Below are 19,522 nucleotides of genomic sequence, written 5' to 3' on the forward strand. Positions count from 1 at the left end.
CCGCCCCCTGATGCTGCGGCGCCTTCCCCGCGGCGTTTCACGGACCTGCTGCGCCACGGCCGCTACACCTTCACGGAGCGCGAGCTCATGGAGCACCTGCGCATGACCTACCGCACCATCAAGCAGCGCGAGGCCGACCCCTCCACTCTCACCATTGCCGAGCTGCTGCGCGTGGCCGACTTGCTCAACGAGCCCGTGCAGGACATTATCGCCGTGGTGCTGGCTGAAGTGCAGTCCGCGGCGGGCTCGGCAGACGGAACCAGCAGGTCGTGAATAGTGTCAAGTTTTTACATGTAAAAACTTGACACTATTGCGTACTTTTGCCCTTGTTATCTCCCTGCCATGACCGGTTCCATTATGCAGCGCGTCCGCCAGCAAGTCCAGGCCTTCGAGCCGGGCGAGCTGCTCACGTATGCGGATTTGAGCACCGACCCGGCTACGTTCGGGGCCGTCGCGGCGGCGCTGAGTCGCCTGAGCCGGGAAGGCGTGCTCAAGCGCTACGCCAGGGGCCAGTACTACCGGCCCAAGACCAGCCGCTTTGGCGCGCTCCAGCCGTCCGAGGCGGCCGTCCTGCGGACGCTTACTGCCGGAGAAGGCACCGTGTCGGCCTACCCGGTCGGAACGGCCCTCTACAACCAACTGGGCCTGACCACCCAGGTGCCGGCCGAAGTCGTGGTTGCCTCCCCCAGGCTGCGGCGCACCCGGCTCCCGCGTGTGGCCTTTGTCGTGCGCCCGGCGCCGGAGCGGGCCAGCGACGTGCCCCTGCTGCAGTGGCTGGAGGTGCTGCGCGATTTGCGCCGCATTCCCGATGCCCGGCCCGACGAGGTGTTGGCCCGGGTGCAGCGCTTTATCAAAGGCCTCTCTCCTGCCCGGCGCCGCCGCCTTGTTGAATTGGCCCTCCGCCAGGCCCCGCCCCGCGCCCGCGCCGTGTTGGGGGCCGTGCTGGAGCAGCAGGCCGATAAAAAAGGCGCCGCTCAGCTGCGGGCCACCCTCAACCTTCTCACCACTTACCACCTTGGCCTCAGTGCCACTGCCTTGCCCAACTGCGCCGCATGGAACATTCAATAAATCCCTGCCAGCATCCACGGACATGGCAGGGGCTAATGCCTACATGGCGCTGCTGGTACGCGAACTCGACCAATTGCATAAGTGTCTTCCAATTTATTGTGCCAAACATCCGTTAATCGAAAATAAAAGCCGAAATTGTCGCTTTAACAGTAAATAATTAACGCCATCAGTCTGTGACGGCCCCTTAATGGAAAAAAATGTACAGTGGCCGTTACTGGTGTTCGGCACGTCGGACCCGGCGCTGAACCGCCGGATTCGGCAGGCGCGCCAGCGGGAGGAGCTGCGCGAAGTAGCGCCGCGTATCTACTCGCCGGATTTGACCACGCCCCCGGCCGTATTGGTGCGCAAGAACTGGCTGCCCATTGTCCAGCATCTTTTTCCGGGGGCTATAATCAGCCACCGCTCCCAGCTCGAAGGCCAGCCCTCCAGCGAGGGGCACCTGTTTCTGACATACAAATACACGCGCAACGTCGAGCTGCCCGGCCTGACGGTGCACCTGCTCGAAGGGCCCGGGCCCCAGCTCGGCGATGCCCCCTTTGGCGGGGGCGACATCCTTTTCGCGTCGGAGGCCCGGGGATTGCTGGAGAACCTGCAGCCGGCCCGCGTCCGCAAGGGGGGCGTCAGCAAGGCCCTGCCCATCGAGACCGTGGAAGAGCGGCTGGAGATGGTGCTGCGCGTGCGGGGGGAAGCCGGGTTGAATGCCCTGCGCGACCAGGCCCGCGACGTGGCCACGGCCCTGAACTGGCCCGAAGAGCTGGCCGCGCTGCAGCGCATCGTGGGCGCGCTGCTCACCACCCACTCGATTAAGGTGCTTTCCTCGCCGGTCGCGCGGGCCCGGGCCCGGGGGCTGCCCTTCGATGCCGGCCGGGTGGCCTTGTTTACCACGCTCGCGGGGGCGCTGCGCACCACGGCCCTGCCGGAGCGCGTGGACCCGGCCCCCGTGGCCCCGGCGTATTACACGGTGGCATTTTTCGAGGCGTACTTCTCCAACTTCATCGAGGGCACGGTCTTCCAGGTGGACGAGGCGCACCGGATGGTGGAAACGGGCCAGGCGGTGGGCGGGCGGCACGCCGATTCGCACGACGTGCTGAGCACCTACCAGCTCTGCAGCAACCCGGCGGAGATGCGCGTGGTGCCCCGCTCGGCGGAAGAGCTGCTGGCCCTGCTGCAGCGGCGCCACGGCCAGCTCATGCAGGCGCGGCCCGACAAGCGGCCCGGCCAGTGGAAGGAATACGCCAACCAGGCCGGCCTGACCAACTTCGTGGAGCCCGAGCTGGTGAGCGGCACCCTGCACGAAGGCTTTGCCCTGTACCAGGGCCTGACGGACCCGTTGGCCCGGGCCATGTTCATGATGTTTTTAATCAGCGAGGTGCATCCCTTCGACGACGGCAACGGCCGCCTGGCCCGGCTGATGATGAACGCCGAGCTGGTCAGCGCCGGGCAGTGCCGGATTATCGTCACCACCCGGGCCCGGGAAGCCTACCTGGACGCGCTGCGCCGCCTGAGCCGGCAATCGGACCCGAGCCTGTACATCCGCATGCTTAGCGGCGCCCAGCAGTTTGTGGCCGCCCTACGGGTCGGCACGTACGAAGAGGTAAAGCGGCAACTGGAAGCGCAGGACGCCTTTACCGAAGTGAGCTCGCAGCTGCGCTGGTAGCGGGCCGCATGCCGGTTCACTTCTCCCCTCCCCTACTGCCCAATTGCAGGTTGAACCATCCGCGCAGCGGCGATTCACTGACCTTCTTCGCAACGGCCGCTATCAGATTACCGAGCGAGAACTGATGGAGCACCTTCGCATGACCTATCGTACTATTAAGCAGCGTGAGGCTGACCCATCAACACTTACCATGGCTGAGTTGCTGCGTGTCGCAAACCTGCTAGATGAGCATGTTGAAGAAGTTTTTTCAGTTGTGGTTAGAGAAGTTCTTGAAGCAAATTGACTAATGCTAGTGCTTTCTTTTATTTAATGTTTGAACAGTCAGGTTGAATAAGTCTTGATAGGTGTCCACGATAGGAGGCCAGTTTAGTTCTATGCCTGTAGCCATTGCCCAAAGTTTAAAGGCGAGACAAGACACCCCCCACAGGTTATCCTCTGGTTGCAAATTCAATTTGTCAAGAGCAATTTTTAATCTTTCATCAGGGTCTGGATGGTCTCCACCTTTTAGAGTAGTTGTAAAAAACAGAAAAGAGCAAAGTCCAGTCACCACACCAGCTGCAACGGTGGATTGATTCGTTAGATACGAAGCCCCTTTGACGATTCTTTCAAAAGCAAATGCGTCGGCTTCATATTCACCATCAAGTATTTCTTGGGCTTCAGCTTTTGTTCCGTTTTCCTCATGACTAATATCATTATCAATATGCCCTAGAGATACATGAGCGAGTTCATGAAGCAAAATAAAATTCACTGCGTTCACATAAACTCCATTGGCCTTCTCGATGTATTCATCGTCCAACTCATCATAGTACTCAGGGTTCGGTAAGTCTTCAATATCCCAATAATTGTAGCTTTTGAGTAGGGAAAGCCCATACTTAAAAAGAGAATGGGCTTTGCTAAGCTTTTCTGTTAGGTCATCAGTTAGCTCAAAATCAGGATTGATTTTTGGCTCGTGAATTTGCTTGTCATAAATAAATAGCAAAGAGTATGATATGCACCATAGGTACGATAGAAATGTTTCTTGTATAGTGATAATTTTAAAAGTGCCCACCCCGGCGGGCATTGCAACTTTGTCTTCACGGTCAATTACATTGATTTCTTCATGTAACCCGAGATTCTTTATTGCCTTATCTAGTTCTTCTGTCTGAAATTGGGGGTATGTGTTTTTAAACCAATGTTTTAAATTTTGGTACAGCACCCTTACTGGCTGAGTATGTTTGTGCGCTTGGCTGTCATAGTATGACTTCTTCATGGTGTGTAGTTTCTGGGCTGTGGTCACGCTGTGCGCGTAGCTGTGTTTCGAAAAATGATGATGCAACAGCAAATTAGTGAGCTGGTGGCATCGACCTAAAATTAGTAAGCGTAGTAACTCCTCCCTACTTACCCTTTGCAGGTGGGCCATGCTGCAAATAGTAGTTGACAGCTTCGTCCACCAACTCCTTCAAGTACACCCGGCGGCTATGCAGCATCAATTCCTCGTGGATGTAGGCCAGCGCGGCTCGTTGCGTCTCCCCCTCCAGGCGTATTAGCGACGGCTGCAGCCCGGATGGGGCCGCTTCGGCGGCTGGTGATTCGGCTTTTGGCGGTCGACCCCTACCCCGCTTTACTGCCTGTGTGGCAGGTGCAGCTGGCTTGGGTGTTGCTACTGCTGCAGTAACAGGTGCCGGTACCGGAGCCGCGGTTTCTACCACCGGCGGAGCTACTGGCGCTGATTCGGGTGACGGTACTGGCGTGAGCTCAGGAGCAGGTGCAACTGCGGTGGCAGGCTCGGCTGCTACGGGCGCGGCCGGCATGTGGCCGGGCTGCCCGCGCAGCATGGACATCTTCTCGTCCGTGGAGATTTTCAGGCGTTGAATCTTGGCCATTACGATACGAGTTCAGTGGTGAGCCCAGCGCGGGCAATCAGTTCGTCGCACAGGGCGCGCACTTCGGCTTCCACGGAGGCATCGGCCCCCACCGCCCGCCGGTAGGCCGGGTTGAGGTAGCTGTAGCGGGTCGAGAGGCGCTTGTAGCAGCCGAGCTGGCGAAGCGAGGCCTGCAGGCGCGGTAGGCCCAGCGCATCGGTGAACTCGTCCATATCCTTTTCCTCTTTCAGGTTGGTGCGGTGCGAGTGCACGCCGAAGAACTGGAAGTCCAGTCCCTGCTCCCGCGAAAGCCGGGAAATCTCCTGCAGCAGCTGCATAAAGGAAATCGTGGCCAGGCGCTCGGCATCCGAAGCCCCCACGGGCACGAGCACCACGTTGGCGCCGCTGAGCACGTCAATCATGGCCGTGTCATCCGAGCGGCCGGGTACGTCGATGAATACCACGTCGTAGTCGTCGCTGACTTCGTCGAGCCGGTCGTACACCTGGCCCATGCCCACCGATTCCAGCGCGTAGGGAAAGGCAGGCTCAGCGAGCGTGCCGGCTTCACGCTCCAGGTCAACGCTGGGCTGGTCGTTGGTGAGGCGCACCCCGGCCAGGGTTTGCTGGGAGTCGGCATCGACTACAAGCACGCGGTAGCTATAGTCGGCGGCAAGGGCGCCGGCCAGCACGGTGATGAGGGTACTCTTACCAATGCCGCCCTTCTGGTTGGCAACGCAGATGATTTTCATAAAGCAGGGAACTAACGGGTAAAGCCACGACGGGCGCAAGCAGCTTGCAAATAAAGCAGCTTGTTTCTCAAATTTCAAATTTACTTGTAAACTTGTTTTTTTGTTTCCTAGAAAATAAGTTTACAAAATTATCAATAAACAAGTCGCTTAGTTTCCTGAATTACTTGTTTCTAATTTTCTGAGAAATATTATTTACAAGTTTCTCAGTAAACATTAAACAAAAGTTCTCAAGAAACTTATTTCCTGAAATACTAAGAAACAAAGCGTCATACGGGGCGTAATGTCGGCAGGATGCTAGCTTTTTAGCTTTCCTGCTTTACTTGTTTCTCAGGAAATAAATGATGGTTCTCTCACCCACTGAATTGCCTTCTGAGTGCATGGGGATGCGTTTTGCTGGTCAGCAGTCTTCGATAAGAGCAGCAAGGCCGCACCCAAAAACGCTTCTCCGATTACGATATGCCCGGCAGCTTACACAGGAGGGGGTAAGCCAGGCTTGGTATCGCTCACGACTCACCGGGCACGCGTCCTACGAGCCGCTAATAGGGTAGTTAGCGAGCCGCTAATAGGGTAGTTAGCAAGAAGACTACCATTTGTTCGCGCTAACGCGCTGACTAAATGGTAGTTGAATATCAACAGAGTTGATATTGCTTAACCTGATACGGTAACGGATTGAAATAGAATAAGTAAGATTTAAAACCGCACTATGCCGGACCAGAAACAGAAAACAGCTCCTCAGCCTACCAAGGGCTCAGCCGTCAAGCACCTCACGGTTAGCGGCCCGGCGCACCGGCTGGTGGGCGCGGAGTCGGCGCGGCTGGGACTGACCCGCACGGAGTACGCCGACGCGGCCATCCGCTACTTCGCCGAGCGCAGCTTAAATCCAGTGGAAGCGCAGGCCCGGGAAGGGCAGCTCATCATGGCCGAGGTAAAGCGGCTCGGCGACCGGGTGTTTTCTTACCTGCAGGAGCAGGAGCGGGGCGTACTGCTGGAAATGCTGCGCTTTCAGCTGCGGCAGCAGGCCGTGCAGCAGCAAACGCTGCGGGTGGTAGAGAATTTATTGGCTCCGGAAGGCGGAGAGGCATTGCATAAAATCCAGCAGAAAAACCAGGAGCGCATCACCGAAGCAGTAGCGGCCGGGCTGGCTGCGCTGGATATAAAGGCGCTACCTAAAAAGCAATAACAAGGATAATAGCACCATGCACGCCAAGCTTGTTAATCCGAAAACAAACGGAGAAAAAGCCTATAACAACCAGGGGAGTGCGGCGCAGGCGTTGAATTACCTGACCCATGAGGCCCGCCAACATGGGCAGGAGGCTCGTTTCTTCGACCGCCAGCAGGACCAGCTTGACCGGGATGCCGTGCTGGCTGCCATCGACGGCAACGTGAAGGGACTACGGGCCACCGAGGCCAAGTTCTATTCACTGGTGCTCTCGCCGAGCCCGGAGGAGCTGGCGCACATCGGCGGGGGTGACGAGGCGAAGCTGCGCGCCTACACCCGGGAGGTAATGGCTACCTACGCGGCCGGGTTCCGGCTCAAGGACGGCGGGGCCGTGGGGAAGGATGACCTGGTGTGGGGCGCCATCATCCACCACGAGCGCACCCACCGCGGCACCGATGCCGCCGTGCGGGCAGGGGAGGCCCGGCCTGGTCAGCCCCGGCCCGGCCTGCAGGCCCACATCCACGTGGTCGTATCGGCCCGGGACAGAGCGCAGCGCGTCACCCTAAACCCCGGCGGGCGGGTCAGCCGGTTCAGCCTGCGCGACTGGCAGGACGAGGTACGGGTGCTCTTTGAGCGCCAGTTTCAGTACCAAGGACCCACTCCCAGCCGTAGCACAGCTCCGTCCATCACAGAGCCCAATCCTAAACGCAATGCCCGGATTGCCGAGCGGGTGGCGCAGCTAAACCGGCAGGCGGAGCCGGGCCAGCGGCTGGATGCCGAGCGCGTGCAGCGCATTGCGCAGGGGCGGGGCTACGACCGGATTTTCTACGACCGGCTGCGCCGACTGGAGGGCCGCGCCCGGCAGGGGCAGCCCATGGACAACGCCTACCACCTGCTGGCCACGGGCCGCGAGGAGCCGGCGCGGGCAAACACCGGGCATCAGGTGCGCCAGGCCATCCACAGCCTGCAGCAGACCCTGCGGGCCACCAGTGGACCGGAGCTCGTGGCTACCCAGGACATCGGCGAACAGCCCCGGCGCGGACGCGGGCAGTGGGAAGCCGAATTGTAACCCCAATGAATTGTACGCTTAACCCCATTTTCACATGAGCATAATGAGCGCCCCCCGGCAGCCGGCAGCCCACCGCCTGACCGGGCTTTACCTGGCCTTTGGGTTCTTATTGGTTTTGCTGGCCGGCGGCGAGTATTACCTGCTGTCGCATCCGGCATTCGTGGCTGAAATGACTGCTCCTGCAGGCCAGGGTACCGGCCTGGGAGCTTCCATTACCAACCGTCTGCTGACAGGTCTGGTAAGCTTTTATCAACGCTTTGGCTTGCTCGTGCGGGCCGCTGTGCTGGTAGCAGGGGGGCTACTGGCGGTGCTGCTCAAGGCGCCACCCGCCCGGCCCGGGCAGCGGCGCTGGCAACCCACGCAGCTGCAGCTGCGCCGCATTCAGCTGGGGGCCGCCGGCGTTGGCCTGCTCAGTGGGGCGGTGCTGCTGACGCTGGCTTCGTTTTCAGCCGGTGTGATTGCCTGGCTGTACCCGGCTGCCGCGCTGTTTGTGCTGGGCGCCGGTCTGGCTGCCGGCATTGCGCGGGCCCTGCACAAGACCGAGCGATTCGGGCTGCGCACCGAGCGCCGGCAGCAGCAATCCGAACACGGGTTTAGCCTGGCGACAACGGATGGGGGCTGGATTAACATTCCTAACCCGTTCCGGGGCACGCTGGTGCTGGGCGGAGCCGGGGCGGGCAAGTCGTACTCGATTGGCGAACCCCTGATTGAGCAGTTCACCGAGAAAGGCTTTGCCGGCCTCATCTACGACTTTAAGTTTCCGGTGCTGGCGGAAGCGGCGCAGAAGGCCTTTGTGCTGGCTGACGCCAAAGCCCGGGCGGCAGGGGAGGGGGGGCGGCCTGAAGTGCAGCTGCACATCATCAACTTTAAAGACCTGGAACGCAGCGAGCGGGTGAACCCGCTGCGGGCCGACAAGATGCCGGTGGTGGCCTACGCCAACGAGTACGCCCGCGCCATCATGGCCAACCTGAACCCGGAGAGCATCAAGAAAATGGACTTCTTCGACACCAGCGCCAACGCTTTTCTGACGGCCATCATCTGGTTTTACAAGAAGAACTTCCCTGCCTTCTGCACCCTGCCGCACGTGGTCAACACGGCCCTGCACCCGGACTTCACCCATGTGCTGAGCATGCTCGATACCGACCCCGAGTGCGGGGACATGGTGCGCTCCATCACCACGGCCGTCAAGCAGCGGGCCGAGAAACAGGTGGCCGGCGTCATTGCCTCGCTGCAGATTGTGCTCACGCGCATCAACTCGCCGGAAATAGCGTGGGTCCTCACCCCCGACGAGGCAAGAGGGGAGGGGTTTTCGCTGGAGCTAAATGACCCGCAGGCCCCGAAGGTCTTGGTGGTGGGCAACGACCCCACCCTGAAGGAAACCTTCTCGCCGGTCATCAGCTGCATTGTGGCGGTGGCGCTGAAGCTGATGAACCAGCAGCACAAGCACCCGAGCTACGTGTTTCTGGACGAGGCCGCTACCATCTACGTGCCCAACCTGGAGGTGATACCGGCCACGGCCCGCAGCAACAAGGTGGCCATGATTTACATGACCCAGGACCTGAGCCAGATGATTGATGCCTACGGGCGGGAAAAGATGCAGGTGATGGTGAGCAACCTCAACAACCAGTTTTTCGGCAAGGTGAACTCGCTCGAAACAGCCAAGTTTGTCTCGGAGCTGGTGGGCAAGGAGGACCGGGAGATGGTGTCGGCCAGTTTGGGCCGTAGCCAGAGCGGTGGAAGCCGGGGCGCGGGCAGCAGCACGAACCAGAGCGTAAGCTGGCAGGAGCGCAACCTCGTGCGCCTGCAGGATACCATTACCCTGGAGACCGGGGAGTTCATTGGCCAGACTGTGGAAACCGAACAGCCCTTTTTTCAGGGCAAAGTAGAGCGCCAGGCGGCGCCGGGGAGTTACCCGCTACACCCGCTGGCCACCTTTGAGGGCGGGCTGGCCCCGGTGCTGGCCGAGGCCCCGGCAGGGGAGGGGCGGGAGCAGGATTGGCTCAGCCAGCGGCGTGCGGCCCGCCAGGCTGGGAGTAACCCCCTGACAGGGCCGACTAATGCGCTTCAAGCCGTGATTCAAGCTAATTTTGAGCTTATCCGCGAGGACGTAGCTGGCATCGTGGGCCAGTATGCCAACACACTCAAACCAGGGCAGATACCTGATAATGAGCCCATGCTTTAAGGGGCGCCGGGGCACCATAATGCCGGTTTTTTTGTTTAATTTGTACTCTCGATTCCCCGTTTACGTACTGTCCTTTATGAATACGCAAGCTTCTCACATCCCGCAGTTTGGTCCCCGCGAACAAACCTGCGAGCAGCGGCAGTTTATCATAAACCAGTCGCTGGGCATCACCCGCAGCCAGGGCGCCTACCAGGAACCCGAATGGCTGGCCGAACTGCACGCGCAGTACGTGGCCGGACACATTGACCTGGCCACCGTGGGTGTCCGCCACGACGAGCACCTGCGCCAGGTGCAGGCCCATAACTTCGAGCACGCCTTGTCGCACGTGGCCTAATCCGCCTTCTTTTCAATTTGCATTAGCCCGGCTTCGGCTGGGCTAATTTTTTGGCCCTATTCCAGCGAGAAGCTCGGCTCTCGTATTTGCCCTTGATGGATAATTTTACGGACCCTCACACCGGCGTCTTCTACAACAAGCTCGGCATCACCGACGCGCAGGAGTTGGAGCAGGCCACCAAGGATGCGTCGCTACGCCGCCTGCAGGAGCTGGCCGCCGGGTACGGCCCGCAAGGCGACACTTTTGATGCCCAGCGGCTTCGGGCAGTGCACCAGCACCTGTTTCAGGACACGTTTGAGTGGGCCGGCCAAACCCGTCGGGAAGCCGGGTTTCAGGGCATCAAGGCAGCGGACCTGCCCGGTATCGAGCGCCCCATGCACTTTGCTCCCTTCGAGCGAATCGACGAGCGGCTGAACGCGCTGGGCGAGCAGCTCAAGCAGGAAAACAACCTCAAGGGCTTGCCCACGCCCGAAGCCTTTGCCGAGCGGGCGGCCTATTACTTCGACCATTACAACCATGTGCACGCCTTCCGCGAGGGCAATGGCCGCACCCTGCAGGCCACCTTCGCCGAAATTGCCTACCAGGCCGGTTACCAGGTCGACTTTAACCGGGAGCATGAAAAGCTCAACCCCGCCCGGGACCAGGGCATCGTGGGCCTGCACGGGGCCGGACACAAAGACCGGGACTTGCAGGCGTTGCGCGAGTTGTTTGCCCGCAACACGACGCCCTTGCCCGGACCCGAGGCCGAAGCTGCCCGCCACCCCAGTCAGGCACGTCCACTAGCAGCGGGGCCTACGCCCGCCGTGCGCCAGATAGAGCAGTTGCGCGAGCTGGTGGCCGCAGCCCCGGCCATGCAGCAGCTCGTAGCGGGCGTTGATTACCGCCGCAATCAGCGCGCCGACGCTTTGCTTGCCCAGGTGCTGGACATCGACCGGAGTCCACAGCAAAGCTTGCCGCAGCACGCGGCCGCCCTGCAACAGATGGTGCGGGAGGTAAGACAGGACAAGCGCTTTCAGGACCCGGATTCGCAGCGGGAGGTAGCGCGTTTCGGCGCCGCGCTGGTGGCCCTGCAGCCCCCGACCCAAACCATATCTGTTGCGCCCGAGCCGGGCAGGTCAACGCAACCGTCCCAGCCCTCGGCGACGGCCGCGTTTGTGCAGGCGGCCAAACAACTGAGCGAAGGGCTGGAAGAGCAGGGCTACCCCGGCCCGGCTGATTCCTTGTTGCGGACGGCGAAAGCCGTGGAAAAGCTAAATTACCTGGGTGGAGCCAACCTGCAGGCCGTTGCCGAGGCGCTAGCACGAGCCGAGAAGCTTCCGGCATTGGCCGAGGATGCGGGTATCCTGCGCACGGCTGGGCGGGGACTACAAGAAACGCAACGCCTTGCAGCGGGAACGCTTTCTGATCCAACTCGTGAAGCTAATGGGCCGGAGCGTTGAAGTTAAAATAACCGTCCTCAGCTTTTTTTCTGTTCAACTCTTCGAGCGGGGAAGGTCAAGTTTAGTGCCTTCCCCCACGCCTGTTTACACCCCCCTACGATTATGAACGTCATAGCGCACTCGTTACTCAATGTCTACAAGCTGATAGGCCGCGATGATAAAGCGGGGCTGTTGGAGTTTGTGCCTGGCTCTGACGCCCATCAGGAATACGGCGATACACTCAACGTGGTACTGGTTTACACGCAGGCAGAGAGGGAAGCACTGGAGGAAATTATGGTCAGTGGCTCCACCGCGGCCGACGTTGCCGGTACGGTGAAAGTCCGCTATCTGGGCTTTGATTTACCAGCGGAGAAGCAACAGCAGCTGCTGACGACGGGAGTGAACACAGCGGATATTAACTCCATCTACTACGTCAACGGCCCATCCGAAAATACCTTCCATTCGGAGGCCACACGGTCGGTAGAGCCGATGGTGATAAAAATGCAAAAGCTGCCGAAGGGCGGTGACTATGACTGGATTTATGGGTTTGTCAAAGCACAGGTAGCGCAAGGCATCGGGCTGACTCCCCACGACAGGAATTTCTACCTGGCGGCCAAGCTCTACTTTGAGCCCGCTGCGATTACGGCAGAGGAAGACGCCGAAATGAGGGATGGTGACAACCTGAAGGAAGGTGTTGAAGCGGAGTTGCTGAGACTGAAGGAGGAACGAGAAGACATCACAGCGGAAGAGAAGGAACGCGCCCAAGCTTTACTGAAGGGGAAGTGCAGCCAATGCTACGCACTGCTCGAACAGGCCCTGCAAGACGTGGGCAGCAGTATGGTCAAGCTGTTTAAGAAGAACCCTGAGCAGCTAGCCAAGCTATTTATGAGCGTGGTAAGCTTTGAGGACCGAAAGCTGGGTGTAGATGGAAAAATCCCCATCTACCTGGACCTTGCGGGCTATTTGCACGTGTATATGCGCCACGTGAAGGAAATGAAAGTAGAGAAGACTTTCGAGCACAAAGACAACTTTCAGTGGGCTGAAAAGGACGTTTTGATGGTAATGGAGAATGTCATCATGCAGGTGGAAGATGAAGTCCAGCGTCACTTCGAGCAACATCCGGGCAAAAGGTACCAACGCTATGGAAGTCAAAGTGTGTATTATCTGGGGGACTACTACAACCTCTACATCGAGCCCGATGGCCGCATCAGCACTTTCTTTAAGAGCAAGAAGAAGCGGCCAGTGGTTTAAGTATGTATCTGAGCCTAATATGTAGCTTCGCCAATGATGGACGATGAACTACAATTCCTACAGGAACAACTGGAGGCAACGGAACTGCTGCCCTGCGCTACCTGCCGGCAGGAAACCCTACACGCCCACGTGGAGGTGCTCGAGCAGCATGCTCACGCCACGGAGTTGTTAATGGAGTGTACTGCTTGTGGCACGCGGCGCACGTGGATGCAGCTGGAAGTGTTGGAATAACTCACCCTTGCAATGCGATAACCTTACAAATGGCTAAGCTTTTGACATTTGCGAGCTTCCAGGACTTTCTGCGCCACAACGAGGAGCACATGGAGGCTCACTTTTATGTGTATTTCCACGTCTTTAAGTTGCTTCCCAGGTTGCGAAGCAAGGAAGCCGGCGTTTTCAACGCCTACAACATTGTGGACGAAGAGGGCCACCAAATAATAGCCCTGCACGTCACCGGGAGCTATTACCTCTTCAGTTTTGGCTGGACGGCGCCGATGCTGGACTTGCTGGCTGGCCAGGTAGAGGTCGGCAAATGCAAGCCGAGCTTTCAGTTTCTGGGCCAGCGTGATTTAATTCTGGAGTTGCTTCAAAAGCACGAAAGCCAATGGCAAATATTCAAGGAGCGGCTCGTTTACCAATGTGAAGCGGTGCACGGGCAAAGTCACGTGCCTAACGCCACAGTTGAGAACGGCAGCCTGCAGGATGTGCATGCCCTTACCGAGATGACGTTGGCCTTTGACGTGGACGAATATCCCGACAAGCCCAGTCGGGACGAGGACAAAGCATTTGGGCAGGTCCTGTACGGTATCGAGAACAAAGGCTTATTTGTGGTCAAGAGCCAGGGCCAGGTTTGCAGTATGCTGCAGGTAATAGAAACCGAGGAGTTCAATAAGCCCCTGCTTGGTAGCCTCTACACGCTTCCGAAACACCGGAATAAAGGGTATGCTTCCTTGCTGCTGCGGACCGTAACCCAGGGCCTGCTTCAGCACCGCTCCGAAGTGTGCGGGCTGCTGTCGGACATTTCCAATCCGACGTCCAACAAGGTTTTTGTCAACAGTGGGTACCGGCCGGTATACCACTGGGTTAATGTCATAATGGGGTGAACGCGCACGAAAAAGAGTAGCAACTATGATAACTCAACTGCTTGGTATCCCCACGTCTCCCGTGACGCTGACGTCGGTACTTACCTGCCCCTTGTGCCAGCCAGCACGCGCAAGCAGAGCAGATGCCCGTCAATGCCTGCCAATGGTTCTATGAATGCACCAGGTGCTACGCCCTGCTCAAGCCCCTGCCTGGCGACTGTTGCGTATTCTGCTCCTTTGGTACGGTGCCGTGTCCATCTATTCAGGAGCAGGGTCAAGGCGCCTGCGGCTGCTGTTAACCAGGCATAGCGTAGCCGCGGCAACAGACAGTCCCATTCACTGTTCTTTGCAGGGCCTCTCCCTTCCTGGTTAGCAGCAGGGAAGGGTTACCTTCTGCGTTTTTCGACTTGCTTGAGCAGCCTATCGGTTTTTACTTCTAAGCGCTGCATTGAAGCCTGATACGCCTTGAGTTGGGCCTGACTTTGCAAAGCATTGTCTATCCTGGTAGTGATTGCCCGTACCTCCGAACGGACTTGTTTAATTTCCAGTTCGGCTTTGTTATCGGCCGGCTTGGCGGTCAACACCGTTACCAGGTATATGATGGAGCCGCTCAGGCCGACAGTTAAAACATATTTTAACACATCCTTCGCGTACTCGAGCGCTTTAACCGGCATCCATTTATCGGCAATGATTAAGTGCTTGAAATGCCGCAGGTACCACACGTCGAGTCGTTGCTTCCAGGTCGGGTTGCCGTCCAAACTGGTACACTCCATATACGCTACGAACTGATTCCAGTGGCGCTGGAGATACCGGGGCTGATTCAGAAAGGCCGGGTCTTTCCAGATGGCCAGCGTAATGCTGCTCTCAATTGGCTTTCTGGTATTGGTGTAAGCCGGGTATAGTGAGACAATCACATGTCCGGTGTCACTGCGCTCATAGAGCAGCGTTGCGCCGTTCTCTGTCAACGCCTGCCAGCTTCTGTCTCGTGCGATGGATTCAAAAAGACGGTGTCCCCACGAAATCTCGACGATGCGCGGGTTTGTTCCCCCATTCCTGCTTCCAGGGCAAACATTTAGCATGTAGAGGCGCTCAAACTCCTGCGCGGCCTCGTCCTGTTTTAGAAACCTCTTGAAAGTTTGGGTTGACTGGCTGTAGAATTTTTCAAAGTCTTCAATCCGCTTTATTCGGGATGTACTCACAGGTTATAGTTTTCTTTATGCGGGTGCTCTTCTCGGGCAAGCGCTTCTGTGACAAGGTAAGCGCGGCGGCCGAGTGGCTGGCGCAGCAAGCTGGCAAATAAACGCCTTCCACAGGCTGCTTAGCGCAGGCCCTGCATTTTCAAGAACAGACCACCCGGATTCTTGGTCGCTTTGATTTTGTCGGTCTTCAGCTTGTAGATGAAGGCAAATAGGGCGTCCACATGCTTGGGCGAGAGCAGAATGTCCTGCACCAGCTTGGGCTCTTGGATTCCCAGCGCCTCCAGGTGCTTGCGCGCCAGCTGCACCTTGGCGTCATCGGCTTCCAGCTCGAAGGGGATGGGCAGCTGCTGGGGAACCTGAGTGTTGACGTAGAACTTGATGCTCTGGTAGGAGCGGCCCTTTTTCAGGAGCTCATATTTGATGCGCAGGTCGGTGTGCTCGTTGATTTGATTGGTGGCCACATCAAGCACGTACTTCTGCAGGGCCGAAATCTGCGAGTATTGCTCGGGCTCCTTGCCGGCCGGGTCCTTGAGCTTGAGCATGCCCTTGAACTCGTCCAGGGAGTAGGTCTTGGTTTCGCCGATGTCCTTCCACTGCGAGGCCAGCTGGTAGATGCGCTTGGCGTACTTGCTGCTCAGGCTGAAGGCCGCCTGCAGGCGGTAGGAAGTGAAGTTGCTCTTCAGGTCAATCAGGAAGGGCCGCATGCGCTCGGATATCTCCAGCTCAATGGTGCCCTCGCCCTTGCGGTAGAGCGCCGAGGCCAGCAGGCTTACCTGCAGCAGGGTCTTGCCGTTCTCGATGTGGTAAACGCGGCTGTTGAGGTTCTCGGTGGATTCGAGCAGCTGCTTGTAGTTCCAGGTGCGGCCGGTCATCTCCATGAGCTCCTGGACCCGGATTTCGTAGATGGTGCCGGCCTTGTCCTGCTTGGTGAGCTTGGAGAGGAGCGAAAAGACGATGTCCATCTCGCAGGCGCTCATCTCGTAGCGGGCCGTCGTCAGCGCGTTGTGCTGCCGGATTTCAATCGGAACGGTGGATTCGGGCGCGGCCATACGCAGCTACTGGGGTGATACAAAGCAAACATACGGCTTAAATCGGAAACTAATAGAGCCAAATCCTGAATCTATGAGCAAGAGGCTGGCGCAGGGCCGAGGCGGCTTATAAAAGCTATTAGTTAGACTTATGAAACCTATTAGTTAGCGGGGCGCGAGCTTTCTGCGAGACTTATAAAAGCTATTAGTTAGGCTTATAAAACCTATTAATTCAGGGGCGTCAGCTTCAGCCTGCTTCCGAGGCAGCAGCAGCTTCGACTTATAAAACCTATTAGTTGGGCCTAGACAACGAATTAATAGCTTGTGCCGGGAGGCTCTATTAATCAGCTTATGAAAGCTATTAGCTGGGCTTATAAAACCTATTAGTCCGCTTATGAGACCTATTACTTGGCTTATAAAACCTATTAGCTCGCTTATAAAACCTATTACTGAAGCGGCTTAAGTTGCTGTGGTACAAAAAGTTGTGGCCCCTGCAAATACCCTAAATACTTAAAATACTCACAAGCTTGTTGAAGCTGGAGTACAAAAGCTTTTAAAGTGGTGGTTTAGGGCGATAGCCGAACGAAAACAACAAAAAAGGGAGTCTAAATAAGCACAAAACGCAATTGCACTTTTTAAATATTTTTTTACCTTTTTCTACTATTTAGAACACTCTTATTAACTCCAAAGGTACTTAAAAACTACGCTGAAAGCTCACGAAGGGCTCATTAATAGATTTTATAAGTCTCCCCAGTTTACTTCACCAGCATCCTAAGCGGCAGCTGCAGCAGTCCTGCAGGGAGCCCCTGACCAGGAAAATGGTGCTCACAAGGACCCCAAGGCTTATAAAATCTATTTTTTTGCAGGCCCAGCAGTCTACCGTCGAGCTAAGCGTTTTCGTGAACTAATAGGTTTTATAAGCCGGAAAGCGGGTAGTGTCACCTAGCAGGCGGGTATTGAACGCTATGCAAGGACTTATTGAGGATTTAACCTGATTGGCCCTGACAGTAGCAGTTGTAGCGGTAAGGGCTAAAAAAGGGCTCCTACGTACCCGAAAAGACCATTGGGCCGTAGGTAGCATCGGTTTGACCTGTTTCCTTTGCCTCAGAAAAGCCCTTTTGCCCCAGTCTAGGCTAGTCCCTTACGCGCTTTTGCTGCGTATTCCCCAGGGCCTGTTATCAAAGCGTAGCTTCCTTTCTTCCGTATGCTCGTCGACCTGAACGCCCTGCACACCCTGCCCGATGTCATTCATGCCCTGCCGTTTCACCTCTACGATGATGTAAAGCGCCAGCCGGCCCGCTGCGAGCTGGTGGTGCACCCGGCCCACGGCTGGGCCGTGGCCACGGAGCTGGAGCAGGGAGCTGTCGGCAGCCTGCTGCAATGCCCGGTCACGCTCGCGGCCAAGGTATGCCAGCAATATGACATTACGCCCGGAGCGCTCACGCTCTTTACCCGCTACGCTTATTCGTCAAGCTACGAAAACGTGTACGCCGTGCGCTTTGGCCACGGCGAGCGGGACTTGTTCAACGACGTCCGCTTCCTGGCCCCACGGCGGGACATGCTCAGCCCCGAAGATGTCGCGACCCTGACGCAGGCGCTGCAGCAGGGGCAGGCGCCGGCACCTAACTGGCGGGCTCTGGCCATACCAGCTGCGTAGAGCAGCCCTGTGCTACTCAGTAGCCTTAAAATCATCCAAGCCATCCGGGCCAATTAACCTACCTCGGCACCTTTACAATGGCCTCTGAACTCAGTAGGGGCAGGGCCATAACCAATACCTACCACCCATGAATGAAAAAGAAGAAGTAACCAGCTTGGCTGAAGTACCTGCGCTGCCCTTTCCAGACCTGAGTTTGACCGTTTCCTACGCCGATGCACTCCTTTACGCCCAGGGCAGGCTGAAAATGCTGGGCAGTGGGGAGCTGAAGCCGTTTTGTGAGACGCACCGGCTCACCTACACCAACATAGTCAACCTGAAAAACGGCAAGTTCAGGCGCGAGGAACCCCGCCTCGTGCAGCGCGTGCTCGGTAGCCTGGGCATACCCGCGCAGCAGCTGCGTTTTCCCCTGACAAGTAGAACCACGTGGTTTGTGTTACCGGATGCCGAGGCGCTGGCCTCCTTTCAAGCTCAGCTTCATTTCCTCACGGCCCCAAAGATTTAAAGCAGCGTGAGGCAGCAAGGTGCATTGCCGTTTCAGGCGGGGCTATTTTTACGCTACCGATTCTGACGGATGCTTACACCAGTACGCAAACTGGCGTAGCAGCACCAAAGAGTATTATACAGGACAGGTATAAATACCCGATTTTAAAAAACAGGTGCCTATAAGTTTAAAAAGAAGGCCATGCCATTAGTTCCTTTACAAGGTGGTTCGCTAGGCCTAACTGGGACATTGAACGCACTTTTCTCAACCTTCTTTTCAGTATTCTTATGCCGCTTTATCAAGGGTTTCTGCTTCGCAATACTTTTCAAGATAACGGTACGGTCCCTGCACCGGGAAACTTGTGCTTCTCACCTGATATCATTCCGCTGGGCACCCAGAACTTGAACTGGACTCAAGCAAACAACACGTATGGCGGGCCCGACCTGGGCCAGAACGTAGTGGGTGGGCAAGTCAACAATATCTACGTGCGGGCCAAAAATTTGAATGCGGGCGTGGCCTCGGCTAGTGTTTCGCTTTACTATAGCCTGAGCAGCCTGCTACTGACACCCTCCTCGTGGACGCAATTAATGCTTCCTGGTACTAGCGTAAACCTGGTCGATGGGCAAAACAACACGAACATCGCGGCTCAAACGGTTGCTCTCGTACAGGCGCCATTATTGGTAAGTGCCCTTCCGGTGCCCCCGCCTGGCCAGCATTACTGCCTAATTGCGGTGGCGAATAACAACAATGTCCCAGCGACACTGCCGCAAAGTTTCCCTAGTAACGCAGCTTTTTGCCAATGGGTGCGCATGAATCCTTTCGTTGCTTGGCGCAATATTACTTACGTGCCTAGCGTCGGTAATACCTTCACTAACATCCAACTGTTTGGCAACGAAAACTCTGCTCCGGCGACCTGTATTTTCACCATCACCGGGCAGAATCTAGGGACAGTTTCGTATCTGGCGCAATGCAACGACAGTCGCCTATCGAACCCTTTTTCAGCGCAGGGCACATTTGTACTGCAAACGGGAACCACCTATACGGCTAGCTTTGCCATCGTCGTGCCTGCCAATATTTCGGGCCTTAACAACATGATGGCCATGTCGTTCACGTTGACGAATGCCAACAGCCAGCCTTTCCCCGCATCAGACATTGTGATTGTGTATTACCAAGTGCCATCCCAGGAACTCGATGAGCTGGAGGCGCTTGTGCAGCAGCCTTTCCAATTTCGACTGCACGAAGAAGCCGAATTAGAAACGCAAATGCTTATCCAGATAGGTTCTAATAGCTACATCGTCAACTCCGGCTCACAAGCCTAGCTGATGCTACTCCTATCATGCCGCACGT

The 19,522-nt window shown here is 57.1% G+C and carries 19 protein-coding genes; 15 read left to right on the forward strand and 4 right to left on the reverse strand.

The features are described 5' to 3' along the window. From ABD919_RS16770 to ABD919_RS16785, 4 genes are all read left to right on the forward strand, one after another. Positions 1-273 (forward strand): hypothetical protein (locus ABD919_RS16770; protein ID WP_345237196.1); only part of this gene is annotated, 273 nt, incomplete at its 5' end. 69 nt (positions 274-342) lie between these two features. Continuing rightward, on the forward strand, positions 343-1,068 hold the full coding sequence (locus tag ABD919_RS16775) for a DUF6088 family protein (RefSeq protein WP_345237197.1): 726 nt from the start codon (positions 343-345) through the stop codon (positions 1,066-1,068). A 187-nt stretch (positions 1,069-1,255) separates the two neighbouring features. Beyond that, complete coding sequence (locus ABD919_RS16780; RefSeq protein WP_345237198.1) at positions 1,256-2,725, forward strand: Fic family protein; 1,470 nt, start codon at positions 1,256-1,258, stop codon at positions 2,723-2,725. Between the two features lie 139 nt (positions 2,726-2,864). Continuing rightward, a complete protein-coding gene (locus ABD919_RS16785) occupies positions 2,865-3,008 on the forward strand; it encodes a hypothetical protein (protein WP_345237199.1) in 144 nt (47 codons plus the stop codon). A gap of 6 nt (positions 3,009-3,014) precedes the next feature. Here the strand turns inward: ABD919_RS16785 and ABD919_RS16790 are convergent, their stop codons facing one another. Both ABD919_RS16790 and ABD919_RS16795 read right to left on the reverse strand, forming a co-directional pair. Further along, complete coding sequence (locus ABD919_RS16790) at positions 3,015-4,124, reverse strand: phage exclusion protein Lit family protein (RefSeq protein ID WP_345237200.1); 1,110 nt, start codon at positions 4,122-4,124, stop codon at positions 3,015-3,017. Positions 4,125-4,586: 462 nt separating this feature from the next. Beyond that, a complete protein-coding gene (locus ABD919_RS16795; RefSeq protein WP_345237201.1) occupies positions 4,587-5,315 on the reverse strand; it encodes a ParA family protein in 729 nt (242 codons plus the stop codon). A gap of 703 nt (positions 5,316-6,018) precedes the next feature. Here ABD919_RS16795 and ABD919_RS16800 point away from each other — a divergent pair. The 8 genes from ABD919_RS16800 to ABD919_RS24010 all read left to right on the forward strand — a co-directional run bounded on the left by ABD919_RS16800 (position 6,019) and on the right by ABD919_RS24010 (position 14,109). Beyond that, positions 6,019-6,495 (forward strand): hypothetical protein, encoded by a 477-nt coding sequence (locus ABD919_RS16800; RefSeq protein WP_345237202.1) that lies wholly within the window; start codon positions 6,019-6,021, stop codon positions 6,493-6,495. Between the two features lie 16 nt (positions 6,496-6,511). Continuing rightward, the gene (locus tag ABD919_RS16805) at positions 6,512-7,543 is read left to right on the forward strand and encodes a DUF5712 family protein (protein ID WP_345237203.1); all 1,032 of its coding nucleotides are present in this window, start codon (positions 6,512-6,514) and stop codon (positions 7,541-7,543) included. Positions 7,544-7,577: 34 nt separating this feature from the next. After that, a complete protein-coding gene (locus tag ABD919_RS16810; protein ID WP_345237204.1) occupies positions 7,578-9,725 on the forward strand; it encodes a TraM recognition domain-containing protein in 2,148 nt (715 codons plus the stop codon). A gap of 76 nt (positions 9,726-9,801) precedes the next feature. After that, positions 9,802-10,059 carry a hypothetical protein gene (locus ABD919_RS16815; RefSeq protein WP_345237205.1) on the forward strand — a complete coding sequence of 86 codons (258 nt, stop codon included), beginning with the start codon at positions 9,802-9,804 and terminating at the stop codon, positions 10,057-10,059. 95 nt (positions 10,060-10,154) lie between these two features. Continuing rightward, positions 10,155-11,498, forward strand: a complete 1,344-nt coding sequence (locus ABD919_RS16820) for a Fic/DOC family protein (RefSeq protein ID WP_345237206.1) — start codon at positions 10,155-10,157, stop codon at positions 11,496-11,498. A gap of 102 nt (positions 11,499-11,600) precedes the next feature. Then, positions 11,601-12,728 carry a hypothetical protein gene (locus ABD919_RS16825; RefSeq protein WP_345237207.1) on the forward strand — a complete coding sequence of 376 codons (1,128 nt, stop codon included), beginning with the start codon at positions 11,601-11,603 and terminating at the stop codon, positions 12,726-12,728. Positions 12,729-12,988: 260 nt separating this feature from the next. Continuing rightward, positions 12,989-13,831 (forward strand): GNAT family N-acetyltransferase, encoded by an 843-nt coding sequence (locus ABD919_RS16830; RefSeq protein WP_345237208.1) that lies wholly within the window; start codon positions 12,989-12,991, stop codon positions 13,829-13,831. A gap of 122 nt (positions 13,832-13,953) precedes the next feature. After that, positions 13,954-14,109 (forward strand): GDCCVxC domain-containing (seleno)protein, encoded by a 156-nt coding sequence (locus ABD919_RS24010; RefSeq protein ID WP_425556418.1) that lies wholly within the window; start codon positions 13,954-13,956, stop codon positions 14,107-14,109. An 87-nt stretch (positions 14,110-14,196) separates the two neighbouring features. Here the strand turns inward: ABD919_RS24010 and ABD919_RS16840 are convergent, their stop codons facing one another. Together ABD919_RS16840 and ABD919_RS16845 are read right to left on the reverse strand one after the other, a co-directional pair. After that, the gene (locus tag ABD919_RS16840) at positions 14,197-15,009 is read right to left on the reverse strand and encodes a hypothetical protein (RefSeq protein ID WP_345237209.1); all 813 of its coding nucleotides are present in this window, start codon (positions 15,007-15,009) and stop codon (positions 14,197-14,199) included. Between the two features lie 119 nt (positions 15,010-15,128). Beyond that, positions 15,129-16,058, reverse strand: coding sequence for a replication initiation protein (locus ABD919_RS16845; protein ID WP_345237210.1), 930 nt, complete (start codon positions 16,056-16,058; stop codon positions 15,129-15,131). A gap of 1,183 nt (positions 16,059-17,241) precedes the next feature. Here ABD919_RS16845 and ABD919_RS16850 point away from each other — a divergent pair. The 3 genes from ABD919_RS16850 to ABD919_RS16860 all read left to right on the forward strand — a co-directional run bounded on the left by ABD919_RS16850 (position 17,242) and on the right by ABD919_RS16860 (position 19,494). Continuing rightward, positions 17,242-17,694 (forward strand): hypothetical protein, encoded by a 453-nt coding sequence (locus tag ABD919_RS16850; protein WP_345237211.1) that lies wholly within the window; start codon positions 17,242-17,244, stop codon positions 17,692-17,694. A 127-nt stretch (positions 17,695-17,821) separates the two neighbouring features. Further along, a complete protein-coding gene (locus ABD919_RS16855; protein ID WP_345237212.1) occupies positions 17,822-18,196 on the forward strand; it encodes a hypothetical protein in 375 nt (124 codons plus the stop codon). Between the two features lie 266 nt (positions 18,197-18,462). Next, positions 18,463-19,494 carry a ferredoxin reductase domain-containing protein gene (locus ABD919_RS16860; RefSeq protein ID WP_345237213.1) on the forward strand — a complete coding sequence of 344 codons (1,032 nt, stop codon included), beginning with the start codon at positions 18,463-18,465 and terminating at the stop codon, positions 19,492-19,494. Positions 19,495-19,522 lie beyond the last annotated feature (28 nt).

Source organism: Hymenobacter saemangeumensis (genome assembly GCF_039541835.1).
Taxonomy (GTDB): domain Bacteria; phylum Bacteroidota; class Bacteroidia; order Cytophagales; family Hymenobacteraceae; genus Hymenobacter; species Hymenobacter saemangeumensis.

What these genes read in the sequence shown, in the direction of transcription:
- ABD919_RS16775 (WP_345237197.1), top strand. Translation starts at nt 343, where the DNA reads ATGACCGGTTCCATTATGCAGCGCGTCCGCCAGCAAGTCCAGGCCTTC.
- ABD919_RS16780 (WP_345237198.1), top strand. Translation starts at nt 1,256, where the DNA reads ATGGAAAAAAATGTACAGTGGCCGTTACTGGTGTTCGGCACGTCGGAC.
- ABD919_RS16785 (WP_345237199.1), top strand. Translation starts at nt 2,865, where the DNA reads ATGACCTATCGTACTATTAAGCAGCGTGAGGCTGACCCATCAACACTT.
- ABD919_RS16790 (WP_345237200.1), bottom strand. Translation starts at nt 4,124, where the DNA reads ATGGCCCACCTGCAAAGGGTAAGTAGGGAGGAGTTACTACGCTTACTA.
- ABD919_RS16795 (WP_345237201.1), bottom strand. Translation starts at nt 5,315, where the DNA reads ATGAAAATCATCTGCGTTGCCAACCAGAAGGGCGGCATTGGTAAGAGT.
- ABD919_RS16800 (WP_345237202.1), top strand. Translation starts at nt 6,019, where the DNA reads ATGCCGGACCAGAAACAGAAAACAGCTCCTCAGCCTACCAAGGGCTCA.
- ABD919_RS16805 (WP_345237203.1), top strand. Translation starts at nt 6,512, where the DNA reads ATGCACGCCAAGCTTGTTAATCCGAAAACAAACGGAGAAAAAGCCTAT.
- ABD919_RS16810 (WP_345237204.1), top strand. Translation starts at nt 7,578, where the DNA reads ATGAGCATAATGAGCGCCCCCCGGCAGCCGGCAGCCCACCGCCTGACC.
- ABD919_RS16815 (WP_345237205.1), top strand. Translation starts at nt 9,802, where the DNA reads ATGAATACGCAAGCTTCTCACATCCCGCAGTTTGGTCCCCGCGAACAA.
- ABD919_RS16820 (WP_345237206.1), top strand. Translation starts at nt 10,155, where the DNA reads ATGGATAATTTTACGGACCCTCACACCGGCGTCTTCTACAACAAGCTC.
- ABD919_RS16825 (WP_345237207.1), top strand. Translation starts at nt 11,601, where the DNA reads ATGAACGTCATAGCGCACTCGTTACTCAATGTCTACAAGCTGATAGGC.
- ABD919_RS16830 (WP_345237208.1), top strand. Translation starts at nt 12,989, where the DNA reads ATGGCTAAGCTTTTGACATTTGCGAGCTTCCAGGACTTTCTGCGCCAC.
- ABD919_RS24010 (WP_425556418.1), top strand. Translation starts at nt 13,954, where the DNA reads ATGCCCGTCAATGCCTGCCAATGGTTCTATGAATGCACCAGGTGCTAC.
- ABD919_RS16845 (WP_345237210.1), bottom strand. Translation starts at nt 16,058, where the DNA reads ATGGCCGCGCCCGAATCCACCGTTCCGATTGAAATCCGGCAGCACAAC.
- ABD919_RS16850 (WP_345237211.1), top strand. Translation starts at nt 17,242, where the DNA reads ATGCTCGTCGACCTGAACGCCCTGCACACCCTGCCCGATGTCATTCAT.
- ABD919_RS16855 (WP_345237212.1), top strand. Translation starts at nt 17,822, where the DNA reads ATGAATGAAAAAGAAGAAGTAACCAGCTTGGCTGAAGTACCTGCGCTG.
- ABD919_RS16860 (WP_345237213.1), top strand. Translation starts at nt 18,463, where the DNA reads ATGCCGCTTTATCAAGGGTTTCTGCTTCGCAATACTTTTCAAGATAAC.